The sequence below is a fragment of the Pseudomonas orientalis genome, assembly GCF_002934065.1.
Lineage (GTDB): Bacteria > Pseudomonadota > Gammaproteobacteria > Pseudomonadales > Pseudomonadaceae > Aquipseudomonas > Aquipseudomonas orientalis_A.
The window spans coordinates 3,578,980-3,600,621 of the sequence record NZ_CP018049.1 but is presented as its reverse complement, the minus strand read 5'-3'; the positions used below and the strand labels follow the sequence as shown (position 1 = coordinate 3,600,621).

Genomic DNA, 21,642 nt, shown 5'->3' with positions numbered 1-21,642 from the left:
GCTTAGCGGTCCACGTCGGCCATAACGAAATCGATACTACCCAGGTACGCAATCAAGTCCGCTACCATCTCGCCTTTGATCACCGAAGGGATCTGCTGCAAGTGCGGGAAGCTTGGGGTGCGAATCCGGGTGCGGTAGCTCATGGTGCCGCCATCGCTCGTCAGGTAATAACTGTTGATGCCCTTGGTCGCTTCAATCATCTGGAAGGACTCGTTGGCCGGCATCACCGGGCCCCACGAAACCTGCAGGAAGTGCGTGATCAGGGTCTCGATGTGCTGCAGCGTGCGCTCTTTGGGCGGCGGCGTGGTCAGCGGGTGATCCGCCTTGTACGGGCCGGCCGGCATGTTGCGCATGCACTGCTCGATGATCTTCAGGCTCTGGCGCATTTCTTCGACGCGCACGATGCAACGGTCGTAGGCGTCGCCATTGGCCGCCAGCGGCACTTCGAATTCGAAGTTCTGGTAGCCGGAGTACGGGCGCGCCTTGCGCAGGTCGAAGTCGCAACCGGTGGAACGCAGGCCGGCACCGGTGACGCCCCATTCCAGGGCCTCTTTGGTGTTGTATTGCGCGACGCCGATGGTACGGCCCTTGAGGATGCTGTTATCCAGGGCGGCCTTCTGGTACTCGTCCAGACGCTTGGGCATCCAGTCGATGAATTCCTTGACCAGGCGCTCCCAGCCGTTCGGCAGGTCGTGGGCCACGCCGCCGATGCGGTACCAGGCCGGGTGCAGGCGGAAACCGGTGACCGCTTCGATGACCTTGTAGGCGCGCTGACGGTCGGTGAAGGTAAAGAACACCGGGGTCATGGCGCCGACGTCCTGGATGTAGGTACCCAGGAACAGCAGGTGGCTGGTGATGCGGAAGAACTCGGCCATCATGATGCGGATGGTGTCGACGCGGTCCGGCACCTTGATACCGGCCAGCTTCTCGACCGAGAGCACGTACGGCAGGTTGTTCATCACGCCGCCGAGGTAGTCGATACGGTCGGTGTAGGGGATGAAGCTGTGCCAGGATTGACGCTCGGCCATCTTCTCGGCGCCACGGTGGTGGTAGCCGATGTCCGGGACGCAGTCGACGATTTCCTCGCCGTCCAGTTGCAGGATGATACGGAAGGCACCGTGGGCCGAAGGGTGGTTCGGGCCCAGGTTGAGGAACATGTAGTCCTCGTTGGTGCCGGAACGCTTCATGCCCCAGTCTTCCGGACGGAAGCGCGCGGCCTCTTCTTCAAGCTGCTGCTTGGCGAGGGTCAGGCTGAACGGGTCGAATTCGGTGGCGCGGGCAGGGTAGTCCTTGCGCAGCGGGTGACCTTCCCAGGTCGGCGGCATCATGATGCGCGTCAGGTGCGGGTGGCCCGGGAAGTCGATACCGAACATGTCCCAGACTTCACGCTCGTACCAGCTGGCGTTCGGCCAGATACCGGTCACGGTCGGGACGCTCAGGTCGCTCTCGCTCAGCGCGACCTTGATCATCACGTCGCTGTTACGTTCCAGCGACATCAAGTGGTAGAACACGGTGAAATCGGCGCCGCTCGGCAAGCCCTGGCGCTTGGTGCGCAGACGCTCGTCCACGCCATGCAGGTCATAGAGCATGACGTACGGCTTGGGCAGGTTGCGCAGGAAGCCCAGGACTTCGACAAGCCTGGCACGCGCCACCCACAGCACCGGCATACCGGTGCGTGTGGCCTGGGCGGTGAAGGCGTCAGGGCCAAAACGGTTATTGAGTTCGACAACCACATCCTGGTCGTCTGCCTTGTAAGGCGGGATATACAGAGCACTGCCTGTAGTCATGGTTTTTTATCGCTTTCGGTCAACGTAAAGAATGAAGCCAGGTTTTCGTTCTATAAAAAGAAGCGGGCTGGATCAGACTTCGTCGGGGCTGCGCAGGTTGGTGACTGCGATTCGCTGTTCGCGGCGCTGTTCCTTTTGGGACGGCATCTCGGCGCGGTACACGCCTTGATCGCCGACGACCCAGGACAGCGGGCGACGCTCCTTGCCAATCGATTCCTGCAACAGCATCAAGCCTTGCAGGAATGCTTCGGGACGGGGCGGGCAGCCAGGCACGTAGACGTCCACGGGCAGGAACTTGTCCACCCCTTGAACGACGGAGTAGATGTCGTACATGCCACCGGAGTTGGCGCACGAACCCATGGAGATCACCCATTTCGGTTCGAGCATTTGCTCATAGAGACGCTGGATGATCGGCGCCATCTTGATAAAGCAGGTACCGGCGATAACCATGAAATCCGCCTGGCGCGGCGATGCCCGGATAACCTCGGCGCCAAAGCGCGCGATGTCGTGGGGCGCCGTGAAGGCGGTGGTCATTTCCACGTAGCAGCACGAAAGGCCGAAGTTGTACGGCCACAGGGAGTTTTTACGCCCCCAGTTGACCGCGCCACTCAGCACGTCTTCCAGCTTGCCCATGTAGATGTTCTTGTGGACTTGGTCTTCTAACGGGTCGGAAACGGTTTCCCGTTCGCCGATGGGGTACTGCTCGTTAGGAGCATCCGGGTCGATCCTGGTGAGATTGTATTGCATCGCCAAAGCCTCATTGTTTCAGCTTCGCTTGCCGCTTGCGACGAGCTTCCGGAGCCCAGTCAAGGGCGCCCACTCGGAACAGGTAGACAAGACCTGCCAACAGAATTGCTATGAAAACGAGAGCTTCGACGAATCCGGTCCAGCCGCTTTCGCGGACGGACACAGACCAGGCAAAGAGAAAGAGGGCTTCGATATCGAAGATCACGAAGAGCATCGCGACCAGATAGAATTTGGCTGAGAGCCGCAAGCGGGCGCCACCTGTAGGTAGCATGCCGGACTCGAACGGTTCGTTTTTGCTGCGACCCCAGGCTTTTGACCCGAGGAGGCTGGAGACGCCGAGCATGAAGGCGCAAAGCCCCACAACACCGAGGAGGAAAATGGCAAAGCCCCAGTTGTGGGCCATGAGTCCTGTCGCGTCGGTCATGCTGGAAATCCTTAACAGAGAGCAAAGGTCTCTGAGCTCGAAAAAGTCACGATGCAGTGACGATATGTCGCACTGCAATCAATCGCGGTGATTTTATGGCTAAACACCGGGCAAGTAAAATTCCTGTGGCGAAATTATTCGGCGGAATAAGCACATAGTGCACCTTTATAGGGCTGTAGCCCTTACAGGGCGGGCATTAGCGGGCTTTTTATCAAATGTGTTTTGTTTAAGTGGTAACGAAGTTTTCTCATTCCAAATGATAATGAATATTGTTTGCGTGGGGTTTAAGCGAATGTTTCTCGTGTAGGGGGTAAGTTGCCGTTACTTGGTTGAGTGTCGCTTAGTTATGGGTGCGCATCTTTTAACTGATTTGATCCGGGCGGACACCGCTCTGGATCAATGTTTTTTGCAAAATCCCTTGTGGGAGGGGGCTTGCCCCCGATTGCCGGGTGTCAGTCAGCACATCGGTTGCTGGCCCCCCGCTATCGGGGGCAAGCCCCCTCCCACATGGGATTCGTGGTGCATCAGTAGATTATGTGCAGGCAAAAAAAACGCCCCGAACCAGTCGGGGCGTGATGGCTGTGCGGCACTGCGGTTAGGTCTTCCCTGGGGCCGCAGTGGCCGTGTACTCAGTCACTCAGTGGAACTGCTCTTCCTCGGTCGAACCGGTCAGCGCGGTCACGGACGAGGTGCCGCCCTGGATCACGGTGGTCATGTCGTCGAAGTAGCCGGTGCCCACTTCCTGCTGGTGCGCCACGAAGGTGTAGCCTTTGGCGGCGTCAGCGAATTCCTGCTCCTGCAGTTTCACGTAGGCGGTCATGTCGTTGCGGGCGTAGTCGTGCGCCAGGTTGAACATGCTGTGCCACATGTTGTGAATGCCGGCCAGGGTGATGAACTGGTGCTTGTAGCCCATGGCGGACAGTTCGCGCTGGAACTTGGCGATGGTCGCATCGTCCAGGTTCTTCTTCCAGTTGAAGGAAGGCGAGCAGTTGTAGGACAGCAGTTGGTCCGGGTATTCCTTCTTGATCGCTTCGGCGAAGCGACGCGCTTCGTCCAGGTCCGGCTTGGCGGTTTCGCACCAGATCAGGTCGGCGTACGGTGCGTAGGCCAGGCCACGGGCGATCGCCTGGTCGAGACCGGCGCGCACTTTATAGAAACCTTCCTGGGTGCGTTCGCCGGTGACGAACGGCTGGTCGTACGGGTCGCAGTCCGACGTCAGCAGGTCAGCGGCGTTGGCATCGGTGCGCGCCAGGATGATGGTTGGCGTACCGGCAACGTCAGCGGCCAAGCGTGCGGCGGTCAGCTTCTGTACGGCTTCCTGGGTCGGAACCAGCACCTTGCCACCCATGTGGCCGCATTTTTTCACCGAGGCCAGTTGGTCTTCGAAGTGCACGCCGGCGGCGCCTGCCTCGATCATGCTCTTCATCAGCTCGTAGGCGTTGAGTACGCCGCCGAACCCGGCTTCGGCGTCGGCCACGATAGGCGCGAAGTAGTCGATGTAGCCTTCGTCGCCCGGACCTTTACCGGCTTTCCACTGGATCTGGTCGGCACGACGGAACGAGTTGTTGATGCGCTTGACCACGGTCGGCACGGAGTCCACCGGGTACAGCGATTGGTCGGGGTACATGGATTCAGCGGAGTTGTTGTCCGCGGCCACTTGCCAGCCGGACAGGTAGATCGCCTGGATACCGGCTTTTACCTGCTGCACTGCCTGGCCGCCAGTGAGGGCGCCCATGCAGTTGACGAAATCTTTGTCGGGACGGAAGGACGGCTTGGCCCCCTGGGTGACCAGGTTCCACAGCTTTTCGGCGCCGAGTTTTGCAAAGGTGTGCTCAGGTTGGACCGAGCCACGCAGGCGGACGACGTCAGCAGCGGAATAAGCGCGGGTCACGCCTTTCCAGCGTGGGTTTTCAGCCCAGTCTTTTTCAAGGGCTGCAATTTGCTGTTCGCGTGTCAGTGCCATGTAGTTAAACCTCGTCGTCGCGTCTTGTAGGGTTCGAAGGCCCTTCCCAGGGCCCTTGATTAGCGGGAGCGAGGCCATCATGCACAGCCTTTTTGGGGGCGTCAAATGTTTTGTAGTGCTTTTTTTGGGGCACTACATATTTAGTCTAATACGACTCGCCAGTCAGTTTTTGGTGCTTCAGTTCAGCGTGTCGACCTTGACCCGCACCGTCAGGTCATCGCGGCCCTGAGTAGCGTAGCTGCGGGTTGTAGAGGATTTATCGGCCTGGGTCTCACGGTTGATGCCGGCCAGGGAAATCCATTCGCCCAGGCGGCCGTTGACAGTTGTGTCGGTACTTTGTACGTTCACTACATCGGGACGTTCCTGGCTCATGCGGTCACGGTTGGTACTGATGGCCAGGTGAACGGTCTCGCCGGTGACGCTGGCGGTCACGTAGAAACCCTGGGTGACGTTGCGATACTGGGTCTGGTTCTGCAGGCGACCGTAGCTGTCCTGCTGGGTCGTGGTCAGCGGTACGCTTTGGCCGACCTGGATCAGCGCAGGCACGCCTTCGCTGGCCTGTATCTGCTGGACGCCGCCGTCGCGGCTGGTGGTGCCGTAGCTGATGATACGGGTCTGGCTGTCGCCGCTGGTCTGCTGGTTGTTTTCATTGGTGTCGACGGTGATCAGCAGGCGCTTGGCCGGGGTGTCGAGTTGAGCGAGCAGGGTGCGCAGGCCTTCGATCTTTGCCGGCGCCGCGTTGACGATGAGCTGATTGCCATAGGCACTCACGGTGCCGTCCTTGCCGATAAAGTTCTGCGCCACGGGCAGCAGGTCGGCGCTGGTGCGGTTGCTCAGGTTGACCACTTCGGTGTCGGCCATGGCCGATGCGCTGGCAGCCAGGAGGAGGGCGGTGAGCAGGGTGCGTAGGGACATGTCCGTTATCTCTGCAATTCATTTGGCTTGGATAGTGCCAGTTTGTCGGCCCGGCGGGTCGCAAGTTGAATCGTAGACGGCAAAATGCCCTGGCAAGGCAGGGCATTTTTTGGTGTTGCTGAAATAGCTATCGGGGGCAAGCCCCCTCCCACATTTTGACCGAGTACATCTTCAAGTGTGGGAGGGGGCTTGCCCCCGATAGCCGCGACGCGGTCCCGGATCAGTCCCCGCGCACCATATCCACATGCGGAATCCCGACTTCAAGAAACTCATCACTGACAATCTTGAAACCCAGCCGCTCGTAGAACGGCGCCGCATACACCTGTGCACTGAGGAATTGCCGGCTCTGGCCGCGCTTCTCGGCCACGCCGATCACCGCTTCCATCAGCTTGTCGCCGACCTTCAGCCCGCGCCAGTCCTTGAGTACCGACACGCGGCCGATCTCGCCGCTGGGCAGCAGCCGAGCGGTGCCAATCGGGAAATCACCTTCGAACGCCAGAAAGTGCATTGCGCCAGCGTCGTCCGCGTCCCATTCCAGCTCGGGTGGAACCGATTGTTCAGCGATGAATACCGCTTCACGAATGCGCCGAATCTCGTCGATATCCTTTCGCCAGTCCGCGACACTTACGTGAATCCTATTCATCCGCAAACCCCAGGCTGCCTTGCTTGACCAGTTCGCACAGCAGGTCGCGGCCGTCTTCATCGGCCAGCCAGGCGCCGAGGTTCTCGCTGTGCAGGGCGTCTGCCGAGCACACCAGTTTCAACAGTTCGCGCAGTTTGCCCGGCAGGTAACGGCTCTGGCCGCTGGCGAACAGCAACACGTCGTCGTCCACTTCCGACCAGGCCAGGCGCGCACTCGGGTTGCGCGCCAGGATCGCGCCGTCTTGCAGGCTGCTGATGAAGTCGTCCTCGTCCAGCTCTTCGCCCGCCACCAGCTCCGGGTAGCGCGGTTCGGTCATGAACTGGCCGAACCAGGTCAGCAGCATGCGCTCGTCGCTCATGTGCTCGGCCAGCAGGCTCTTGAGGCGATCCAGCGCGTCGCTCTGAATCTGATGCGGGTCGCTGACCGGCTGGGCGTCGGCATCGGTGTAGCGCTCTTCGTCGGTCAGGTATTGGCTGAGGAAGTCGGTGAAGTGGGTCAGCACCTCGGCGGCACTCGGCGCACGGAAGCCTACCGAGTAGGTCATGCAGTCGTCTTCGGCAATGCCGAAATGCGCCAGGCGCGGCGGCAGGTAGAGCATGTCGCCCGGTTCGAGGACCCATTCGGCGCTTTCTTCGAATTCGGCGAGGATGCGCAGGTCGGCGTGCTGCAGCAGCGGGCTTTCAGAATTGCACATCTGGCCGATTTTCCAGTTGCGCTTGCCCTGGGCTTGCAGCAGGAACACATCGTAGTTATCGAAGTGCGGACCGACGCTGCCACCCGGCGCGGCGAAGCTGATCATCACATCATCGATGCGCCAGCTTGGCAGGAAGCGAAAATGCTCGAGCAGCTCGGCGACTTCCGGCACGAACTGATCCACTGCCTGTACCAGCAGGGTCCATTCACGCTCGGGCAGGGTGCTGAAGGCGTCTTCGGCGAACGGGCCGCGACGCAGCTCCCACGGACGTTCGCCGTGTTCGATCACCAGGCGCGACTCGACTTCTTCTTCCAGGGCCAGGCCGGCCAGTTCGTCGGCGTCGATCGGGCTTTCGAAGTCGGGGATGGCCTGGCGGATCAGCAGCGGTTTCTTCTGCCAGTAGTCGCGCAGGAATTCCCGTGCCGTGATGCCGCCCAGTAGTTGAAGAGGGATATCAGGATTCATGTGTAACCTATTGAAAAAAAGCACTTTTAAGACAGGAATAAAAACGCCCGGCGCGGCCGGGCGTCTCAAAGGGTCGTGCGATGATCAGATGCGCTTGGCTTGCTCTACAGCGTTACCGATGTAGTTGGCCGGGGTGAGCAGTTTCAGCTCGGCCTTGGCGGCGGCTGGCATGTCCAGGCCGTCGATGAAAGTTTGCAGCGCATCGGAGGTGATGCCCTTGCCGCGCGTCAACTCTTTGAGCTTCTCGTAAGGGTTTTCGATGTTGTAGCGGCGCATCACGGTCTGGATCGGCTCCGCCAGGACTTCCCAGCAGGCATCCAGGTCAGCGGCGATTTTCTGCTCGTTGAGCTCCAGCTTGCTGATGCCCTTGAGGCTGGCTTCGTACGCGATCACGCTGTGGGCAAAGCCCACGCCGAGATTGCGCAGTACGGTGGAATCGGTCAGGTCGCGCTGCCAGCGCGAGATCGGCAACTTGCTGGCCAGGTGCTGGAACAGGGCGTTGGCGATGCCGAGGTTGCCTTCGGAGTTTTCGAAGTCGATCGGGTTGACCTTGTGCGGCATGGTCGACGAACCGATTTCACCGGCAATGGTGCGCTGCTTGAAGTAGCCCAGGGAGATGTAGCCCCAGATATCGCGATCGAAGTCGATCAGGATAGTGTTGAAACGTGCGATCGCGTCGAACAGCTCGGCGATGTAGTCGTGGGGTTCGATCTGCGTGGTGTAGGGGTTGAAGCCCAGGCCCAGTTCGTCTTCGATAAAGGCGCGGGCGTTGGCTTCCCAGTCGATCTCGGGGTAGGCCGACAGGTGTGCGTTGTAGTTGCCCACGGCGCCGTTGATCTTGCCCAGCAGCGGCACGGCGGCGACTTGCGCGATCTGGCGCTCCAGGCGGTACACCACGTTGGCCAGTTCCTTGCCCAGGGTGGTCGGCGATGCCGGCTGGCCGTGGGTGCGCGAGAGCATCGGCACGGCGGCGAAGCGGATCGCCAGTTCGCGGATCGCTTCGGCGGTCTGGCGCATCAGCGGCAGCATTACGTCATCACGGCCTTCGCGCAGCATCAGGGCGTGGGACAGGTTGTTGATGTCCTCGCTGGTGCAGGCAAAGTGGATGAACTCGCTGACCTGGGCCAGTTCCGGCAGCTTGGCCGCTTGCTCTTTGAGCAGGTACTCGATGGCCTTGACGTCGTGGTTGGTGGTGCGCTCGATCTCTTTCACACGCTCGGCGTGCTCCAGGGAGAAGTTTTCCGCCAGGGTATTCAAGACAGCGTTGGCCTCGGCGGAAAACGCCGGCACTTCGCTGATGGCGGGGTGAGCGGCCAGGCGCTGGAGCCAGCGCACTTCAACCAGGACACGAGCACGGATCAAACCGTATTCGCTGAAAATAGGGCGCAGGGCCTGGGTTTTGCCGGCGTAGCGGCCGTCAACAGGGGAAACCGCAGTGAGCGAAGAAAGCTGCATGGGGTGTTCTCGGACAGTCGGGCAACGAAATGGGGCGCGTATCATACATGAAAAAATTCGCCGGTCCGTCGCCAACTGACCGGCGTATTACGCGTAACAGCGTGAAAAAGGTTTGCTGGTGCGACTTATTCGTTGCGCATCAACGGGTAAAGCTCTTTGAGCAATTTGCGTCGGCTGATCACCAACTGCCAACGATGACCGCCCAACTGGCGCCACAACCGTGCCGAACGAATCCCCGCCAGGAGCAGGGCGCGGATTTTCGAGGCGTTGTTCGGTTGCTGCAGGTTGCGCATGTCGCCGTGCACCTGGATGCGCTGGCGCAAGGTGCTCAAGGTGTCCTGGTACAGCGCGCCACAGGCTGCAATCACGTTTTCGTGGGCTGGGCCAAAATGTTCAACCTGGGATTGGATCTGCGGCAGGCGTTTGCCGATGGTTTCGAGCAGGTCGTCACGCTTGGCCAGCTGGCGCTCCAGGCCGAGCATCGACAGGGCGTAGCGCAAGGGTTCGCGCTGCAGGGTGCTGGGGTCGCGTTCCAGGGCGCCGATCAGGGCCCGGTAACCTTCACGCAAGGCCAGGTCGTCGCCGCCGTAGACTTCCAGGGTGTCCTTGGGGTCGCGGATCAACAGGCTGCCGAGCATGCAGGTCAGGCCTGCCTCGGTGACCTGGCCGGTCTTGGCGATCTTGTCCACCAGTACCGCAGCCAGAAATACGCCGCCAAGGGCCGTCAATTGCTCCTGGGTCGGGCTCATGCCGGGTTGCTCCAGGCTTGCGCGACTTCGATGACGCCGCCGCCCAGGCAGATTTCGCCGTCATAGAACACCACGGATTGGCCTGGAGTGACCGCACGTTGCGGGTCATCGAAGGTGGCGCGGTAACCCGTGGCGGTTTTTTCCAGGGTGCACGGCTGGTCGCTTTGGCGATAGCGTACTTTGGCGGTCAGCCGGCGCGGGGCGCTCAGGTCAATCGGGTTGACCCAATAGATGTCCGAAGCAAGCAGGGCGCCTGAGAACAGCAGCGGGTGTTCGTTGCCCTGGCCGACGATCAGCACGTTGTTTTCCAGGTCCTTGACCAGCACGTACCACGGCTCTTCACCGGCGTCTTTCAAGCCGCCAATGCCCAGGCCCTGGCGCTGGCCGATGGTGTGGTACATCAGGCCATGGTGACGGCCGATCACTTCACCGTCGGTGGTTTTGATTTCGCCCGGTTGTGCCGGCAGGTATTGCTTGAGGAAGTCGCTGAAGCGGCGCTCGCCGATAAAGCAGATGCCGGTGGAGTCCTTCTTCTTGGCGGTGGCCAGGCCGTGTTTCTCGGCGATCCTGCGCACTTCGGGCTTTTCCAGCTCACCGACCGGGAACAGGGTCTTGGCGATCTGTTCACCGCCGACGGCGTGCAGGAAGTAGCTCTGGTCCTTGTTCGGGTCCAGGCCCTTGAGCAGTTCGGTACGGCCATCGATGTCGCGGCGGCGTACGTAGTGGCCAGTGGCGATCAGGTCGGCGCCCAGCATCATGGCGTAGTCGAGGAACGCCTTGAACTTGATCTCGCGGTTGCACAGGATGTCCGGGTTCGGCGTACGGCCGGCCTTGTATTCGGCCAGAAAGTGCTCGAACACATTGTCCCAGTATTCGGCGGCGAAGTTGGCGGTGTGCAGCTTGATACCGATCTTGTCGCACACGGCCTGGGCGTCCGCCAGGTCGTCCATGGCGGTGCAATATTCCGTTCCATCGTCTTCTTCCCAGTTCTTCATGAACAGGCCTTCCACCTCATAACCCTGCTCCATGAGCAGAACGGCGGAAACGGAAGAATCCACGCCGCCGGACATGCCGACGATGACGCGCTTCTTTTGTGTGTCAGAAGGGGCTGGATCACGCATAGGGTTTCAACGGGTGTCTTGAAAAAGGACGCGATTCTAGCAGGCCTGGGCCCGCAAGGCTAAAGAGAAGGGCGGATCAATTCCAGGCTGTGACGCTGGCCGGCCAGATAATCATCGATACAGCGGATGATCAGCTCGCTGCGCCAGTCGTCGCGCAGGCCCATCAGCTCGTCCCGGGTCAGCCAGCGCGCGCGCAGGATGCCTTCGTCGAGTTGATAGTCCGGGTGATGTTTCAGCGCCTTGGCGATGAAACAGACCCGTTGATAGGTCACGCCGTTGCTCGGGGCGGTGTAGAGGTAGATGCCGACGATGCCAGTGGCTTCGACGTCCCAACCGGTTTCTTCGAGGGTTTCACGCACGGCGGCTTCGGTCAGGGTTTCGTTCGGGTCCAGGTGGCCGGCGGGCTGGTTGAGTACGGCACGGCCGCCCTTGAGTTCTTCGACCATCAGGAAACGGCCGTTGTCTTCGACGAGGGTGGCGACGGTGATGTGGGGGAGCCAGGTCATGGGATGCCTCTGGATTAAGGGAGGGGCGGTGCGTTCTTGGGTCAGGATTGTGCAGGCAATGTGGGAGCTTGCTCCTGTTGATGGCCTCAGGGCCGACCAGGATGTAGTGTCGATCCCGGTCCAAATGTGGGAGGGGGCTTGCCCCCGATGGCGGCCTCTGGCCCAGTGCGGCTAACCCGGCGTCCTGCCGGGTTACCCACGGATTCAAGCCTGCGTTCGGCCAGCGTGGTTTAACGGGGCGCCTGAGATCAAAAGCAGATCAAGAGCGGCTCGCTTCGCATCGTGGTTACGTTTGGGCGCGGCTGCGTTGTTAAGTGTACACCGCCGTCTGTAGGAGCGAGCTTGCTCGCGAAAAACCCACAGGCACTGCGCTCATTCAGAAAGCACGCGTTATCGTTGACGTTTTTCGCGAGCAAGCTCGCTCCTACAAAAAAGCCCTGACTGATTGGCGTTAGGGCAGGCCCATTTGACCCGGTTTCTTCAGTTGAACAGTGGAAACAGAAACCCCGGCACTCGGCCGGGGCTTCTTTGCATCGTTACAACCTTACTTCAACTTGGCAATCGCCGCATTGAGGGTGTTGCTCGGACGCATGGCCTTGCTGGTCAGCTCGGGGTTCGGCGCGTAGTAGCCGCCGATGTCCACTGGCTTGCCCTGTACGGCGTTGAGCTCGGCAACGATGGTTGCTTCGTTCGCGGCCAGGGTCTGGGCCAGTTCGCCGAACTGCGCTTGCAGGGCAGTGTCTTCGGTCTGGGCGGCCAGGGCCTGGGCCCAGTACAGCGCCAGATAGAAGTGGCTGCCGCGGTTGTCGATGTTGCCGACTTTGCGCGATGGCGACTTGTTGTTGTCGAGGAATTGGCCAGTGGCCTGGTCCAGGGTCTTGGACAGTACCAGGGCTTTCGGGTTGTTGTACGTCACACCCAAATGCTCGAGGGACGCGGCCAGGGCCAGGAACTCGCCCAGGGAATCCCAGCGCAGGAAGTTTTCTTCCACCAGTTGCTGCACGTGTTTCGGCGCCGAGCCGCCGGCGCCGGTTTCGAACAGGCCACCGCCGTTCATCAGCGGCACGATCGAAAGCATCTTGGCGCTGGTGCCCAGTTCCATGATCGGGAACAGGTCGGTCAGGTAGTCGCGCAGTACGTTACCGGTCACCGAGATGGTGTCCAGGCCCTTGCGGGTGCGCTCCAGGGTGAACTTCATCGCGTCGACCGGCGACATGATGCGGATGTCCAAACCTTCAGTGTTGTGGTCTTTCAGGTAAGCCTGAACTTTCTCGACCACGACGCCATCGTGCGCGCGCTGTGGGTCCAGCCAGAAGATGGCCGGGGTGTTGCTGGCGCGGGCGCGGTTGACGGCCAGTTTGACCCAGTCCTGGATCGGCGCGTCTTTGGTCTGGCACATGCGGAAGATGTCGCCGGCTTCGACCGACTGTTCCATCAGCAGCTTGCCCTGGCTGTCGGTGACGCGGACGACGCCGTCAGCCTTGATCTGGAAGGTCTTGTCGTGGGAACCGTACTCTTCGGCTTTCTTGGCCATCAGGCCAACGTTCGGCACGCTGCCCATGGTGGTTGGGTCGAAGGCGCCATTGGCCTTGCAGTCTTCGATGACGGCCTGGTAGATGGTGGCGTAGCAGCGATCCGGGATCACGGCCTTGGTGTCGTGCAACTGGCCGTCGGTGCCCCACATTTTGCCGGAGTCACGGATCATGGCCGGCATCGAGGCGTCGACGATCACGTCGCTCGGTACGTGCAGGTTGGTGATGCCTTTGTCGGAGTTGACCATCGCCAGCGATGGGCGAGCGGCGTAGACCGCCTGGATGTCCGCTTCGATCTGCGCCTGCTGGTCAGCCGGCAGCGCCTTGATACGGGCGTACAGGTCGCCGATGCCGTTGTTCAGGTTGAAGCCGATCTGCTCAAGCACGGTGGCGTGCTTGGCCAGGGCGTCCTTATAGAACTCGGCAACGATCTGGCCGAACATGATCGGGTCGGAGACCTTCATCATGGTGGCTTTCAAGTGAACCGACAGCAGCACGCCTTGCTTCTTGGCGTCTTCGATCTCGGCGGCGATGAATGCGCGCAGGGCTTTTTTGCTCAGCACGGCGGTGTCGATGATCTCGCCGGCCTGTACCGAGGTCTTTTCCTTCAGGACAGTGGCGGTGCCGTCTTGAGCGATCAGCTCGATTTTGACAGCGTCAGCGGCTTCGATCTGTACGGCTTTTTCGCTGCCGTAGAAGTCGCCATTGCTCATGTGGGCGATGTGCGACTTGGAGTCGGCAGCCCAGGCGCCCATTTTGTGCGGGTGCTTGCGTGCGTAGTTCTTGACCGACAGCGGTGCGCGGCGGTCGGAGTTGCCTTCGCGCAGTACCGGGTTCACGGCGCTGCCCTTGACCTTGTCGTAACGTGCACGGGTTTCTTTTTCCGCGTCGGTGGTTACGGTTTCCGGGTAGTCCGGCAGGGCGTAGCCCTGGGCCTGCAGTTCCTTGATCGCGGCTTGCAGCTGCGGGGTCGAGGCGCTGATGTTAGGCAGCTTGATGATGTTGGCTTCAGGCGTAACGGCCAGGTCGCCCAGTTCGGCGAGGTGGTCCGGGATGGCCTTGGCGCCCAGTTGCTCGGGGAAGCTTGCGAGGATGCGCGCGGCGAGGGAAATGTCGCGGGTTTCCACGGCAATATCAGCGGAAGCGGTGAAGGCCTCTACGATAGGCAGCAGTGAATAGGTGGCGAGGGCTGGGGCTTCGTCGGTGAAGGTGTAGATGATCTTCGAGCGGGTGGGCATATTCGGATTAACTCTCTTCTTTGCTGAAAGCGTGCGCAGAAACTCGAGATGCGCCGGGTGGAGCGCGTTCGTTCAAAGTCATCCATGAGCGAAATGTCGAGTGTTCTTCGCGGTGATGTTGGGTTGCATCAGTCGAGCGTCAAGCGTTTGGACTATTGTAATAGTCCTGCTTTCTGGCTGAAGGCTACTGTCTAGAGCGGTCAACCGTCGTGACTCTTTGGTCAGCGGCGGCATTATACATAGGTCGCTATGCTTACGCTGAGCCTTCATACAAAAGGTGGGTCGTCCATTGGTCTAAAGGTCGCAGGCGTGCCGGGTGCGGGCAATGTCGCACGTTGTGCTCAAGATTGGCGGTTTTCCCTTTGCTTTCAGGCTTGTAGGCGACAAGTTATGCTGTTTTCGACGCAAATGAGCATGGCGTGAGGTTTCAGTCGCCATTTATCTGGAGTAGGCTCGAACGCAGCCAGATGTTCAATCCATAGATGGAGTTCAGCATGGAATACAAGAAGATTCAGGTTCCGGCAGTCGGCGACAAAATCACCGTCAATGCAGACCATTCTCTCAATGTTCCTGACCAACCGATCATCCCGTATATCGAAGGAGACGGTATCGGCGTCGACATCAGCCCGGTGATGATCAAGGTGGTCGACGCTGCTGTTGAAAAGGCCTACGGCGGCAAGCGCAAGATCTCGTGGATGGAGGTGTATGCCGGTGAGAAGGCCACTCAAGTCTACGACCAGGACACCTGGCTGCCCCAGGAAACCCTGGACGCGGTCAAGGATTACGTGGTGTCCATCAAGGGCCCGCTGACCACCCCGGTCGGCGGCGGCATCCGTTCCCTGAACGTGGCCCTGCGCCAGCAACTCGACCTGTATGTGTGCCTGCGCCCGGTGCGCTGGTTCGAAGGCGTGCCCAGCCCGGTCAAGAAGCCCGGGGACGTGGACATGACCATCTTCCGTGAGAACTCCGAGGACATTTACGCCGGCATCGAGTGGAAGGCCGGTTCGCCCGAGGCGATCAAGGTGATCAAGTTCCTCAAGGAGGAAATGGGGGTTACCAAGATCCGTTTCGACCAGGACTGCGGGATTGGCGTCAAGCCGGTGTCGAAAGAGGGTACCAAGCGCCTGGCACGCAAGGCCCTGCAATATGTGGTGGATAACGACCGCGACTCGCTGACCATCGTGCACAAAGGCAACATCATGAAGTTCACCGAAGGTGCCTTCAAGGAATGGGCCTACGAAGTGGCGGCTGAGGAGTTCGGCGCGACCCTGCTCGATGGCGGGCCGTGGATGCAGTTCAAGAACCCCAGGACCGGCAAGAATGTGGTGGTCAAGGATGCAATCGCCGATGCGATGCTCCAGCAGATCCTGCTGCGTCCGGCTGAATATGATGTGATCGCCACGCTCAACCTCAACGGCGACTACTTGTCCGACGCCCTCGCGGCGGAAGTGGGCGGCATCGGTATCGCGCCGGGCGCCAACCTGTCGGACACCGTGGCCATGTTCGAGGCCACCCACGGCACGGCACCGAAGTACGCGGGCAAGGATCAGGTCAACCCGGGCTCATTGATTCTGTCGGCGGAAATGATGCTGCGACATATGGGTTGGGTCGAAGCGGCGGATCTGATTATAAAAGGCACCAACGGCGCTATTTCGGCCAAGACCGTGACGTATGACTTCGAGCGGCTGATGGAGGGGGCGACATTGGTGTCGTCGTCGGGCTTTGGTGATGCGTTGATCAAGCATATGTAAACGGGAAGAGCAACCGGCCACTCTGATGACTCAGGATGGCCGGTTTGCCTGTTAAGGTGTTGCTCGATGCTGGTCAGGCTGATTCTTGAGCAGGTACCTTTTTTGCGGCGTCTTCAGTGGAGACGGGCGCGCTGATATTCACAGCATGCAGGCCCTTGGGGCCTTGAATAATCTCAAAGCAGACAGGCTGACCCGCTTTGAGTGTCTTGTAGCCGTCCATCTGGATCGCTGAGTAATGCGCAAAAAGGTCGCCATCCTTTCCATCTTCAAGAATGAAGCCATAACCCTTGGCATTGTTGAACCACTTGACCTTACCACTAGCCATTCCCTTATCCCTCTGCACCAGACTCCATCACTGGAGTATCATCCCGTCTATCCGTCCTAACCCGAATAAATAAGGTTGACTGCGCGGACCTTTTTTACCCACTGTGGGCTCTATTGGTTGTAACACCGATTTGCCGATAGTCAAGGTGACCAAAGGGTTGGAGTTGAAAATCTGACAGGTCGCCCCCACCACTGTATTTGAACCACTGACGAACCTTTCTTTCCATGCATGCAAATAGCCAGATTCGACTAACATTCAATCAGGATCGCCCGGATCAGGAACATGACGACGACGGTTCTGCAGGCATTGCTGTTCAGGAGGCTAAGCCTGCTTTACAGGCGCCGCCGATGTACAAGGTGGTTTTGTTCAATGATGACTACACACCGATGGATTTCGTGGTCGAAGTGCTCGAGGTGTTTTTTAACCTGAACCGCGAGTTGGCGACCAAGGTAATGCTGGCCGTTCACACAGAAGGACGGGCAGTATGTGGAGTGTTTACCCGCGACATCGCCGAGACAAAGGCCATGCAGGTCAACCAGTACGCCAGGGAAAGCCAGCATCCGCTACTCTGTGAAATCGAGAAGGACGGTTAACGCCGACCACTTGGGTATGAGGTGAAGCTATGTTAAACCGCGAGCTCGAAGTCACCCTCAATCTTGCCTTCAAGGAGGCTCGTTCGAAGCGTCATGAATTCATGACCGTCGAACACCTGCTGCTGGCACTTTTGGATAACGAAGCTGCCGCCACCGTTCTACGTGCGTGCGGCGCCAACCTCGACAAACTCAAGCATGACCTGCAGGAGTTTATCGACTCCACGACGCCACTGATCCCCGTGCATGACGAGGACCGTGAGACCCAGCCAACCCTGGGCTTCCAGCGGGTATTGCAGCGTGCTGTCTTCCACGTACAGAGCTCCGGTAAGCGTGAAGTCACGGGCGCCAATGTGCTGGTGGCGATTTTCAGCGAGCAGGAAAGTCAGGCCGTGTTTCTGCTCAAGCAGCAGAGCGTGGCCCGTATTGATGTCGTCAACTACATCGCCCACGGCATCTCCAAGGTGCCCGGGCACGGCGATCATTCCGAGGGTGAGCAGGATATGCAGGACGACGAGGGCGGTGAGTCTTCTTCTTCAAGCAACCCGCTGGATGCCTATGCCAGCAACCTCAATGAACTGGCGCGCCAGGGGCGGATCGATCCGCTGGTGGGGCGTGAGCTGGAGGTTGAGCGCGTAGCGCAGATCCTCGCGCGTCGTCGCAAGAACAACCCATTGCTGGTCGGTGAAGCGGGCGTGGGTAAAACCGCGATTGCCGAGGGCCTGGCCAAGCGTATCGTCGACAACCAGGTGCCGGACCTGCTGGCCAACAGTGTCGTCTACTCCCTGGACCTGGGCGCATTGCTCGCCGGGACCAAGTACCGTGGCGATTTCGAGAAGCGCTTCAAGGCGCTGCTCGGCGAACTGAAAAAACGCCCGCAGGCGATCCTGTTCATCGACGAGATCCACACCATTATTGGTGCGGGTGCCGCGTCGGGCGGGGTGATGGATGCGTCCAACCTGCTCAAGCCGTTGCTGTCGTCGGGTGATATCCGCTGCATCGGCTCGACCACGTTCCAGGAGTTTCGCGGCATCTTCGAGAAAGACCGTGCCCTGGCGCGGCGCTTCCAGAAAGTCGATGTGTCCGAGCCTTCGGTTGAAGACACCATCGGCATCCTGCGCGGTCTCAAGGGGCGTTTCGAAGCGCACCATGGCATCGAGTACACCGATGAAGCCCTGCGTGCGGCGGCTGAGCTGGCGTCACGCTACATCAATGACCGGCATATGCCGGACAAAGCCATCGATGTGATCGACGAGGCGGGTGCCTATCAGCGCTTGCAGCCGGTTGAGAAGCGTGTAAAGCGTATCGACGTGCCGCAGGTCGAGGACATCGTGGCGAAGATCGCGCGGATTCCGCCTAAACACGTCAACAGTTCCGACAAGGAGCTGCTGCGTAATCTGGAACGTGATCTCAAGCTGACCGTATTCGGCCAGGATGCGGCCATCGACGCGTTGTCCACCGCGATCAAGCTATCGCGTGCGGGCCTCAAGTCGCCGGACAAACCAGTGGGTTCGTTCCTGTTCGCAGGCCCGACCGGCGTCGGCAAGACCGAGGCGGCGCGGCAGTTGGCCAAGGCCATGGGGATCGAGCTGGTACGCTTTGACATGTCCGAATACATGGAGCGTCATACCGTGTCGCGCCTGATCGGTGCGCCTCCGGGCTATGTCGGTTTCGACCAGGGCGGTCTGTTGACCGAAGCGATCACCAAGCAGCCGCATTGTGTATTGCTGCTCGATGAAATCGAGAAGGCCCACCCGGAAGTCTTCAACCTGCTGCTGCAGGTGATGGACCACGGCACCCTGACCGACAACAACGGGCGCAAGGCGGACTTCCGCAACGTGATCGTGATCATGACCACCAACGCCGGTGCCGAAACCGCTGCGCGGGCTTCGATCGGCTTCAGCCATCAGGATCACTCTTCCGATGCAATGGAAGTGATCAAGAAGAGCTTTACGCCGGAGTTCCGCAACCGTCTGGACACCATTATCCAATTTGGTCGCCTCAGTCATGAGGTTATCAAAAGCGTGGTGGACAAGTTCCTCACCGAACTTCAGGCGCAGTTGGAAGACAAGCGCGTGCAGTTGGAAGTCACCGAAGCGGCGCGCAGCTGGATTGCCGAAGGTGGCTACGATGCGGCAATGGGCGCACGCCCGATGGCGCGTCTGATCCAGGACAAGATCAAGCGGCCGCTGGCCGAAGAGATCCTGTTTGGCGAGCTTTCCGACCATGGCGGCGTGGTGCATATCGATCTGAAGGACGGCGAACTGACCTTCGACTTCGAAACCACGGCTGAAATGGCCTGATCGTTCTGCAGTAACGCAAAAGGCGCCGAAAGGCGCCTTTTTTATTTGAAATGCCGTCGTCAAATCAACGAAGGTCAAGTGTGGGAGGGGGCTTGCCCCCGATAGCGGTGGTTCAGCAGCAGATCAGTTGCCTGACACACTGCCATCGGGGGCAAGCCCCCTCCCACATTGGTTTTGGGTGTCAGGTAAATAACACACACACACAAAAACGCCCGGCATAACCGGGCGTCTTGTATTGACTTGCTTAGCGAGCGCGGTAAGTGATGCGCCCTTTGCTCAAGTCATAGGGCGTCAGCTCGACGCGCACTTTGTCACCGGTAAGAATACGAATGTAGTTCTTGCGCATCTTGCCGGAGATATGCGCGGTTACGACGTGCCCATTTTCCAACTCCACACGAAACATGGTGTTGGGCAGGGTGTCGACGACAGTGCCTTCCATTTCGAAGCTGTCTTCTTTCGACATGCAGTAAAGCCCTCGGTATCCAGTGAATGGCCCGGTGCAACTGCGCCAGGCAAAAGCGGCGTGCATTGTGCCCGAAAAAGGGTGTTCAAGCCAAGGGGTTCTAGTTAAGCGTTACCCATCTTTGATTAATCAGTAGCTCAATGGGCCGATATTGGGTCTTGTAGTTCATCTTTTTGCAGTTTTTGATCCAGTACCCGAGGTACACCGCCTCCAGTTCCAGGCGCAACGCTTCACCTATTTGCCAGAGAATCGCAAAGCGCCCCAGGCTGCGGCGTTCTTCGGCGGGCTCATAGAAGGTGTACACCGCCGACAGCCCGTTGGGCAGCAGGTCGGTCACCGCCACCGCCAGCAACCGTCCGTCGAGGCGAAACTCGTAGAAGCGCGAAAAAGGCAGGTCACGCACCAGGAACGTGGAAAATTGATCGCGGCTGGGCGGGAACATATCGCCGTCGGCATGGCGTTGTTCGATGTAGCGTTGATAGAGGTCGAAATATTCTTCGCTGTACTGCGGCTTGACCGCGTTTACCGTCAGGTCGGCGTTGCGCTTGAGAATGCGCTTCTGGTTGCGATCCGGTAAAAACTGCGCGACCGGGATGCGCGCCGGCACGCAGGCGTTGCAGTTCTGGCAGTGAGGCCGGTACAGGTGATCGCCGCTGCGCCGAAAGCCCATCTCCGACAGGTCGGCGTACACATGCACGTCCATCGGCTGGCTGGGATCGAGGAACAGTGTGGTGGCCTGCTCGTCGGGCAGATAGCTGCAAGAGTGGGCTTGAGTGGCATAAAACTTCAAGCGCGCCAACTCGGTCATGATCAACCCTCGGAATAAGCTTTGAAATAAGTGTAAGCCAGGTACGCGGATGGCGCCTAAGAAACCCACGGCCCCGAGCTGGGCTGGTCCAAATGATCGCGCAGATACCCGGCGAATTCGCTGCGCGGTATGCCGCGTGCGCCCAGGCTGTGCAGATGATCATTGGGCATCTGGCAGTCAATCAGCACAAACCCCCAGGCCTGCAATTGCCGGGTCAGCGTGACGAAGCCGAATTTCGAGGCGTTATCGGCGCGGCTGAACATGGATTCGCCAAAAAACAATTGGCCCATCGCCAGGCCGTACAGGCCGCCGACCAGTTCGCCCTGGTCCCAGACCTCCACGGAGTGCGCGTAACCACGCTGATGCAGCTCCAGATAGGCGCTCTGGATGCTTTCGGTGATCCAGGTGCCGTCCGCATACGCACGAGGCGCCGCGCAGGCCTGGATGACCGCTGCGAAATCCTGATCGAACGTCACGCTATAGCGCTGTTGACGCAATAATTTGCCCAGGCTGCGCGAGACGTGCAGCTCGTCGGGGAAGATCACCGTGCGTGGGTCGGGTGACCACCAGAGAATCGGCTGGCCTTCGGAGAACCAGGGAAAGCAGCCGTGGCGATAGGCCTGGATCAATCGTTCGGCCGACAGGTCGCCGCCAGCGGCAAGCAGGCCGTTGGGTTCGCGCATGGCCTTGGCCAGTGGCGGGAAGGTCAGGGTGTCGCGTTGTAACCAGGTCAGCATGGCATCCAGGCTTACGGAAGGGGAGGGGAGTGGCAGGTCGGGCGCCTGCCCCAGGACCTGATTATTGTCGACGCAGCGCCTCGGGGCCAGCGCAAATGGCTGCTCGGGCTGGTTTAGCGTGTAAGGGTGTTTCTGCAACTCTGCGTATAAGGTGCGGTCGTAATCGGGTCTGGCCAATGCAGGCCATTTGCCAAGCTTGCCTTGATTGGTAAATACAGCGCATAAGCCTTTGTCAGCAAAGACAATGCATGCTCAAATTGAACAGGCTGCTACACGTGAACGGCTCAGGCCGCCGGGTGATGGGCAAGTACGTGGCATCGCGCACGCAAACCCGTACAATGCGGCGTTCATGGCGTTATCGCCATTTCATCGATGGGTTCTGCAGTGTTAAAAAGTAGATTCAGCAACATTTGTCATTTTTCAGCT

General features: G+C 59.6%; 19 protein-coding genes. 3 read left to right on the top strand and 16 right to left on the bottom strand.

From position 1 onward, the window contains the following. Positions 1-2: 2 nt before the first annotated feature. From nuoC to BOP93_RS16055, 12 genes are all read right to left on the bottom strand, one after another. On the bottom strand, positions 3-1,787 hold the full coding sequence (gene nuoC, locus BOP93_RS16110; RefSeq protein WP_104503411.1) for an NADH-quinone oxidoreductase subunit C/D: 1,785 nt from the start codon (positions 1,785-1,787) through the stop codon (positions 3-5). A 72-nt stretch (positions 1,788-1,859) separates the two neighbouring features. Beyond that, positions 1,860-2,534, bottom strand: coding sequence for a NuoB/complex I 20 kDa subunit family protein (locus tag BOP93_RS16105; protein ID WP_003174719.1), 675 nt, complete (start codon positions 2,532-2,534; stop codon positions 1,860-1,862). Positions 2,535-2,544: 10 nt separating this feature from the next. Continuing rightward, positions 2,545-2,958 (bottom strand): NADH-quinone oxidoreductase subunit A, encoded by a 414-nt coding sequence (locus BOP93_RS16100; RefSeq protein ID WP_003192109.1) that lies wholly within the window; start codon positions 2,956-2,958, stop codon positions 2,545-2,547. 637 nt (positions 2,959-3,595) lie between these two features. Further along, positions 3,596-4,921 carry an isocitrate lyase gene (gene aceA, locus BOP93_RS16095; protein WP_025858968.1) on the bottom strand — a complete coding sequence of 442 codons (1,326 nt, stop codon included), beginning with the start codon at positions 4,919-4,921 and terminating at the stop codon, positions 3,596-3,598. A gap of 177 nt (positions 4,922-5,098) precedes the next feature. After that, positions 5,099-5,836 (bottom strand): secretin N-terminal domain-containing protein, encoded by a 738-nt coding sequence (locus BOP93_RS16090; protein ID WP_104503410.1) that lies wholly within the window; start codon positions 5,834-5,836, stop codon positions 5,099-5,101. Positions 5,837-6,056: 220 nt separating this feature from the next. Continuing rightward, complete coding sequence (locus tag BOP93_RS16085) at positions 6,057-6,479, bottom strand: GNAT family N-acetyltransferase (RefSeq protein ID WP_065884955.1); 423 nt, start codon at positions 6,477-6,479, stop codon at positions 6,057-6,059. Then, entirely contained in the window at positions 6,472-7,638 is a 1,167-nt protein-coding gene (locus BOP93_RS16080) for a cupin domain-containing protein (protein WP_104503409.1), read from the bottom strand. Before BOP93_RS16080 ends, BOP93_RS16085 begins: the two co-directional genes overlap by 8 nt. Before the next feature lie 84 nt (positions 7,639-7,722). Beyond that, on the bottom strand, positions 7,723-9,093 hold the full coding sequence (gene purB / locus BOP93_RS16075; RefSeq protein WP_065884957.1) for an adenylosuccinate lyase: 1,371 nt from the start codon (positions 9,091-9,093) through the stop codon (positions 7,723-7,725). A gap of 125 nt (positions 9,094-9,218) precedes the next feature. Then, positions 9,219-9,842 carry a high frequency lysogenization protein HflD gene (hflD, locus tag BOP93_RS16070; protein ID WP_017137510.1) on the bottom strand — a complete coding sequence of 208 codons (624 nt, stop codon included), beginning with the start codon at positions 9,840-9,842 and terminating at the stop codon, positions 9,219-9,221. Further along, a complete protein-coding gene (gene mnmA, locus BOP93_RS16065) occupies positions 9,839-10,963 on the bottom strand; it encodes a tRNA 2-thiouridine(34) synthase MnmA (protein ID WP_065884958.1) in 1,125 nt (374 codons plus the stop codon). Before mnmA ends, hflD begins: the two co-directional genes overlap by 4 nt. A 59-nt stretch (positions 10,964-11,022) precedes the next feature. Beyond that, on the bottom strand, positions 11,023-11,469 hold the full coding sequence (locus BOP93_RS16060; RefSeq protein WP_065894941.1) for an NUDIX hydrolase: 447 nt from the start codon (positions 11,467-11,469) through the stop codon (positions 11,023-11,025). 544 nt (positions 11,470-12,013) lie between these two features. Then, positions 12,014-14,239 carry an NADP-dependent isocitrate dehydrogenase gene (locus tag BOP93_RS16055; RefSeq protein WP_065894942.1) on the bottom strand — a complete coding sequence of 742 codons (2,226 nt, stop codon included), beginning with the start codon at positions 14,237-14,239 and terminating at the stop codon, positions 12,014-12,016. 494 nt (positions 14,240-14,733) lie between these two features. Between BOP93_RS16055 and icd the strand changes: the two genes are divergently transcribed. Then, the gene (gene icd / locus BOP93_RS16050) at positions 14,734-15,990 is read left to right on the top strand and encodes an NADP-dependent isocitrate dehydrogenase (protein ID WP_104503408.1); all 1,257 of its coding nucleotides are present in this window, start codon (positions 14,734-14,736) and stop codon (positions 15,988-15,990) included. A 73-nt stretch (positions 15,991-16,063) separates the two neighbouring features. Here icd and cspD read toward each other — a convergent pair whose 3' ends face one another. Beyond that, positions 16,064-16,315 (bottom strand): cold shock domain-containing protein CspD, encoded by a 252-nt coding sequence (gene cspD / locus BOP93_RS16045; RefSeq protein WP_104505303.1) that lies wholly within the window; start codon positions 16,313-16,315, stop codon positions 16,064-16,066. Between the two features lie 224 nt (positions 16,316-16,539). Here cspD and clpS point away from each other — a divergent pair, with 224 nt between their 5' ends. Both clpS and clpA read left to right on the top strand, forming a co-directional pair. Next, complete coding sequence (clpS, locus tag BOP93_RS16040) at positions 16,540-16,908, top strand: ATP-dependent Clp protease adapter ClpS (protein WP_005789091.1); 369 nt, start codon at positions 16,540-16,542, stop codon at positions 16,906-16,908. A 29-nt stretch (positions 16,909-16,937) separates the two neighbouring features. Further along, on the top strand, positions 16,938-19,208 hold the full coding sequence (gene clpA, locus BOP93_RS16035; protein WP_065884964.1) for an ATP-dependent Clp protease ATP-binding subunit ClpA: 2,271 nt from the start codon (positions 16,938-16,940) through the stop codon (positions 19,206-19,208). 244 nt (positions 19,209-19,452) lie between these two features. On the opposite strand, the gene infA is transcribed toward clpA, so the two are convergent. From infA to aat, 3 genes are all read right to left on the bottom strand, one after another. Beyond that, a complete protein-coding gene (gene infA / locus BOP93_RS16030; protein WP_002553999.1) occupies positions 19,453-19,671 on the bottom strand; it encodes a translation initiation factor IF-1 in 219 nt (72 codons plus the stop codon). 100 nt (positions 19,672-19,771) lie between these two features. Beyond that, positions 19,772-20,479 carry an arginyltransferase gene (locus tag BOP93_RS16025; protein ID WP_065884965.1) on the bottom strand — a complete coding sequence of 236 codons (708 nt, stop codon included), beginning with the start codon at positions 20,477-20,479 and terminating at the stop codon, positions 19,772-19,774. 56 nt (positions 20,480-20,535) lie between these two features. Further along, positions 20,536-21,216, bottom strand: coding sequence for a leucyl/phenylalanyl-tRNA--protein transferase (gene aat / locus BOP93_RS16020; protein WP_065933910.1), 681 nt, complete (start codon positions 21,214-21,216; stop codon positions 20,536-20,538). Between the last annotated feature and the right edge of the window lie 426 nt (positions 21,217-21,642).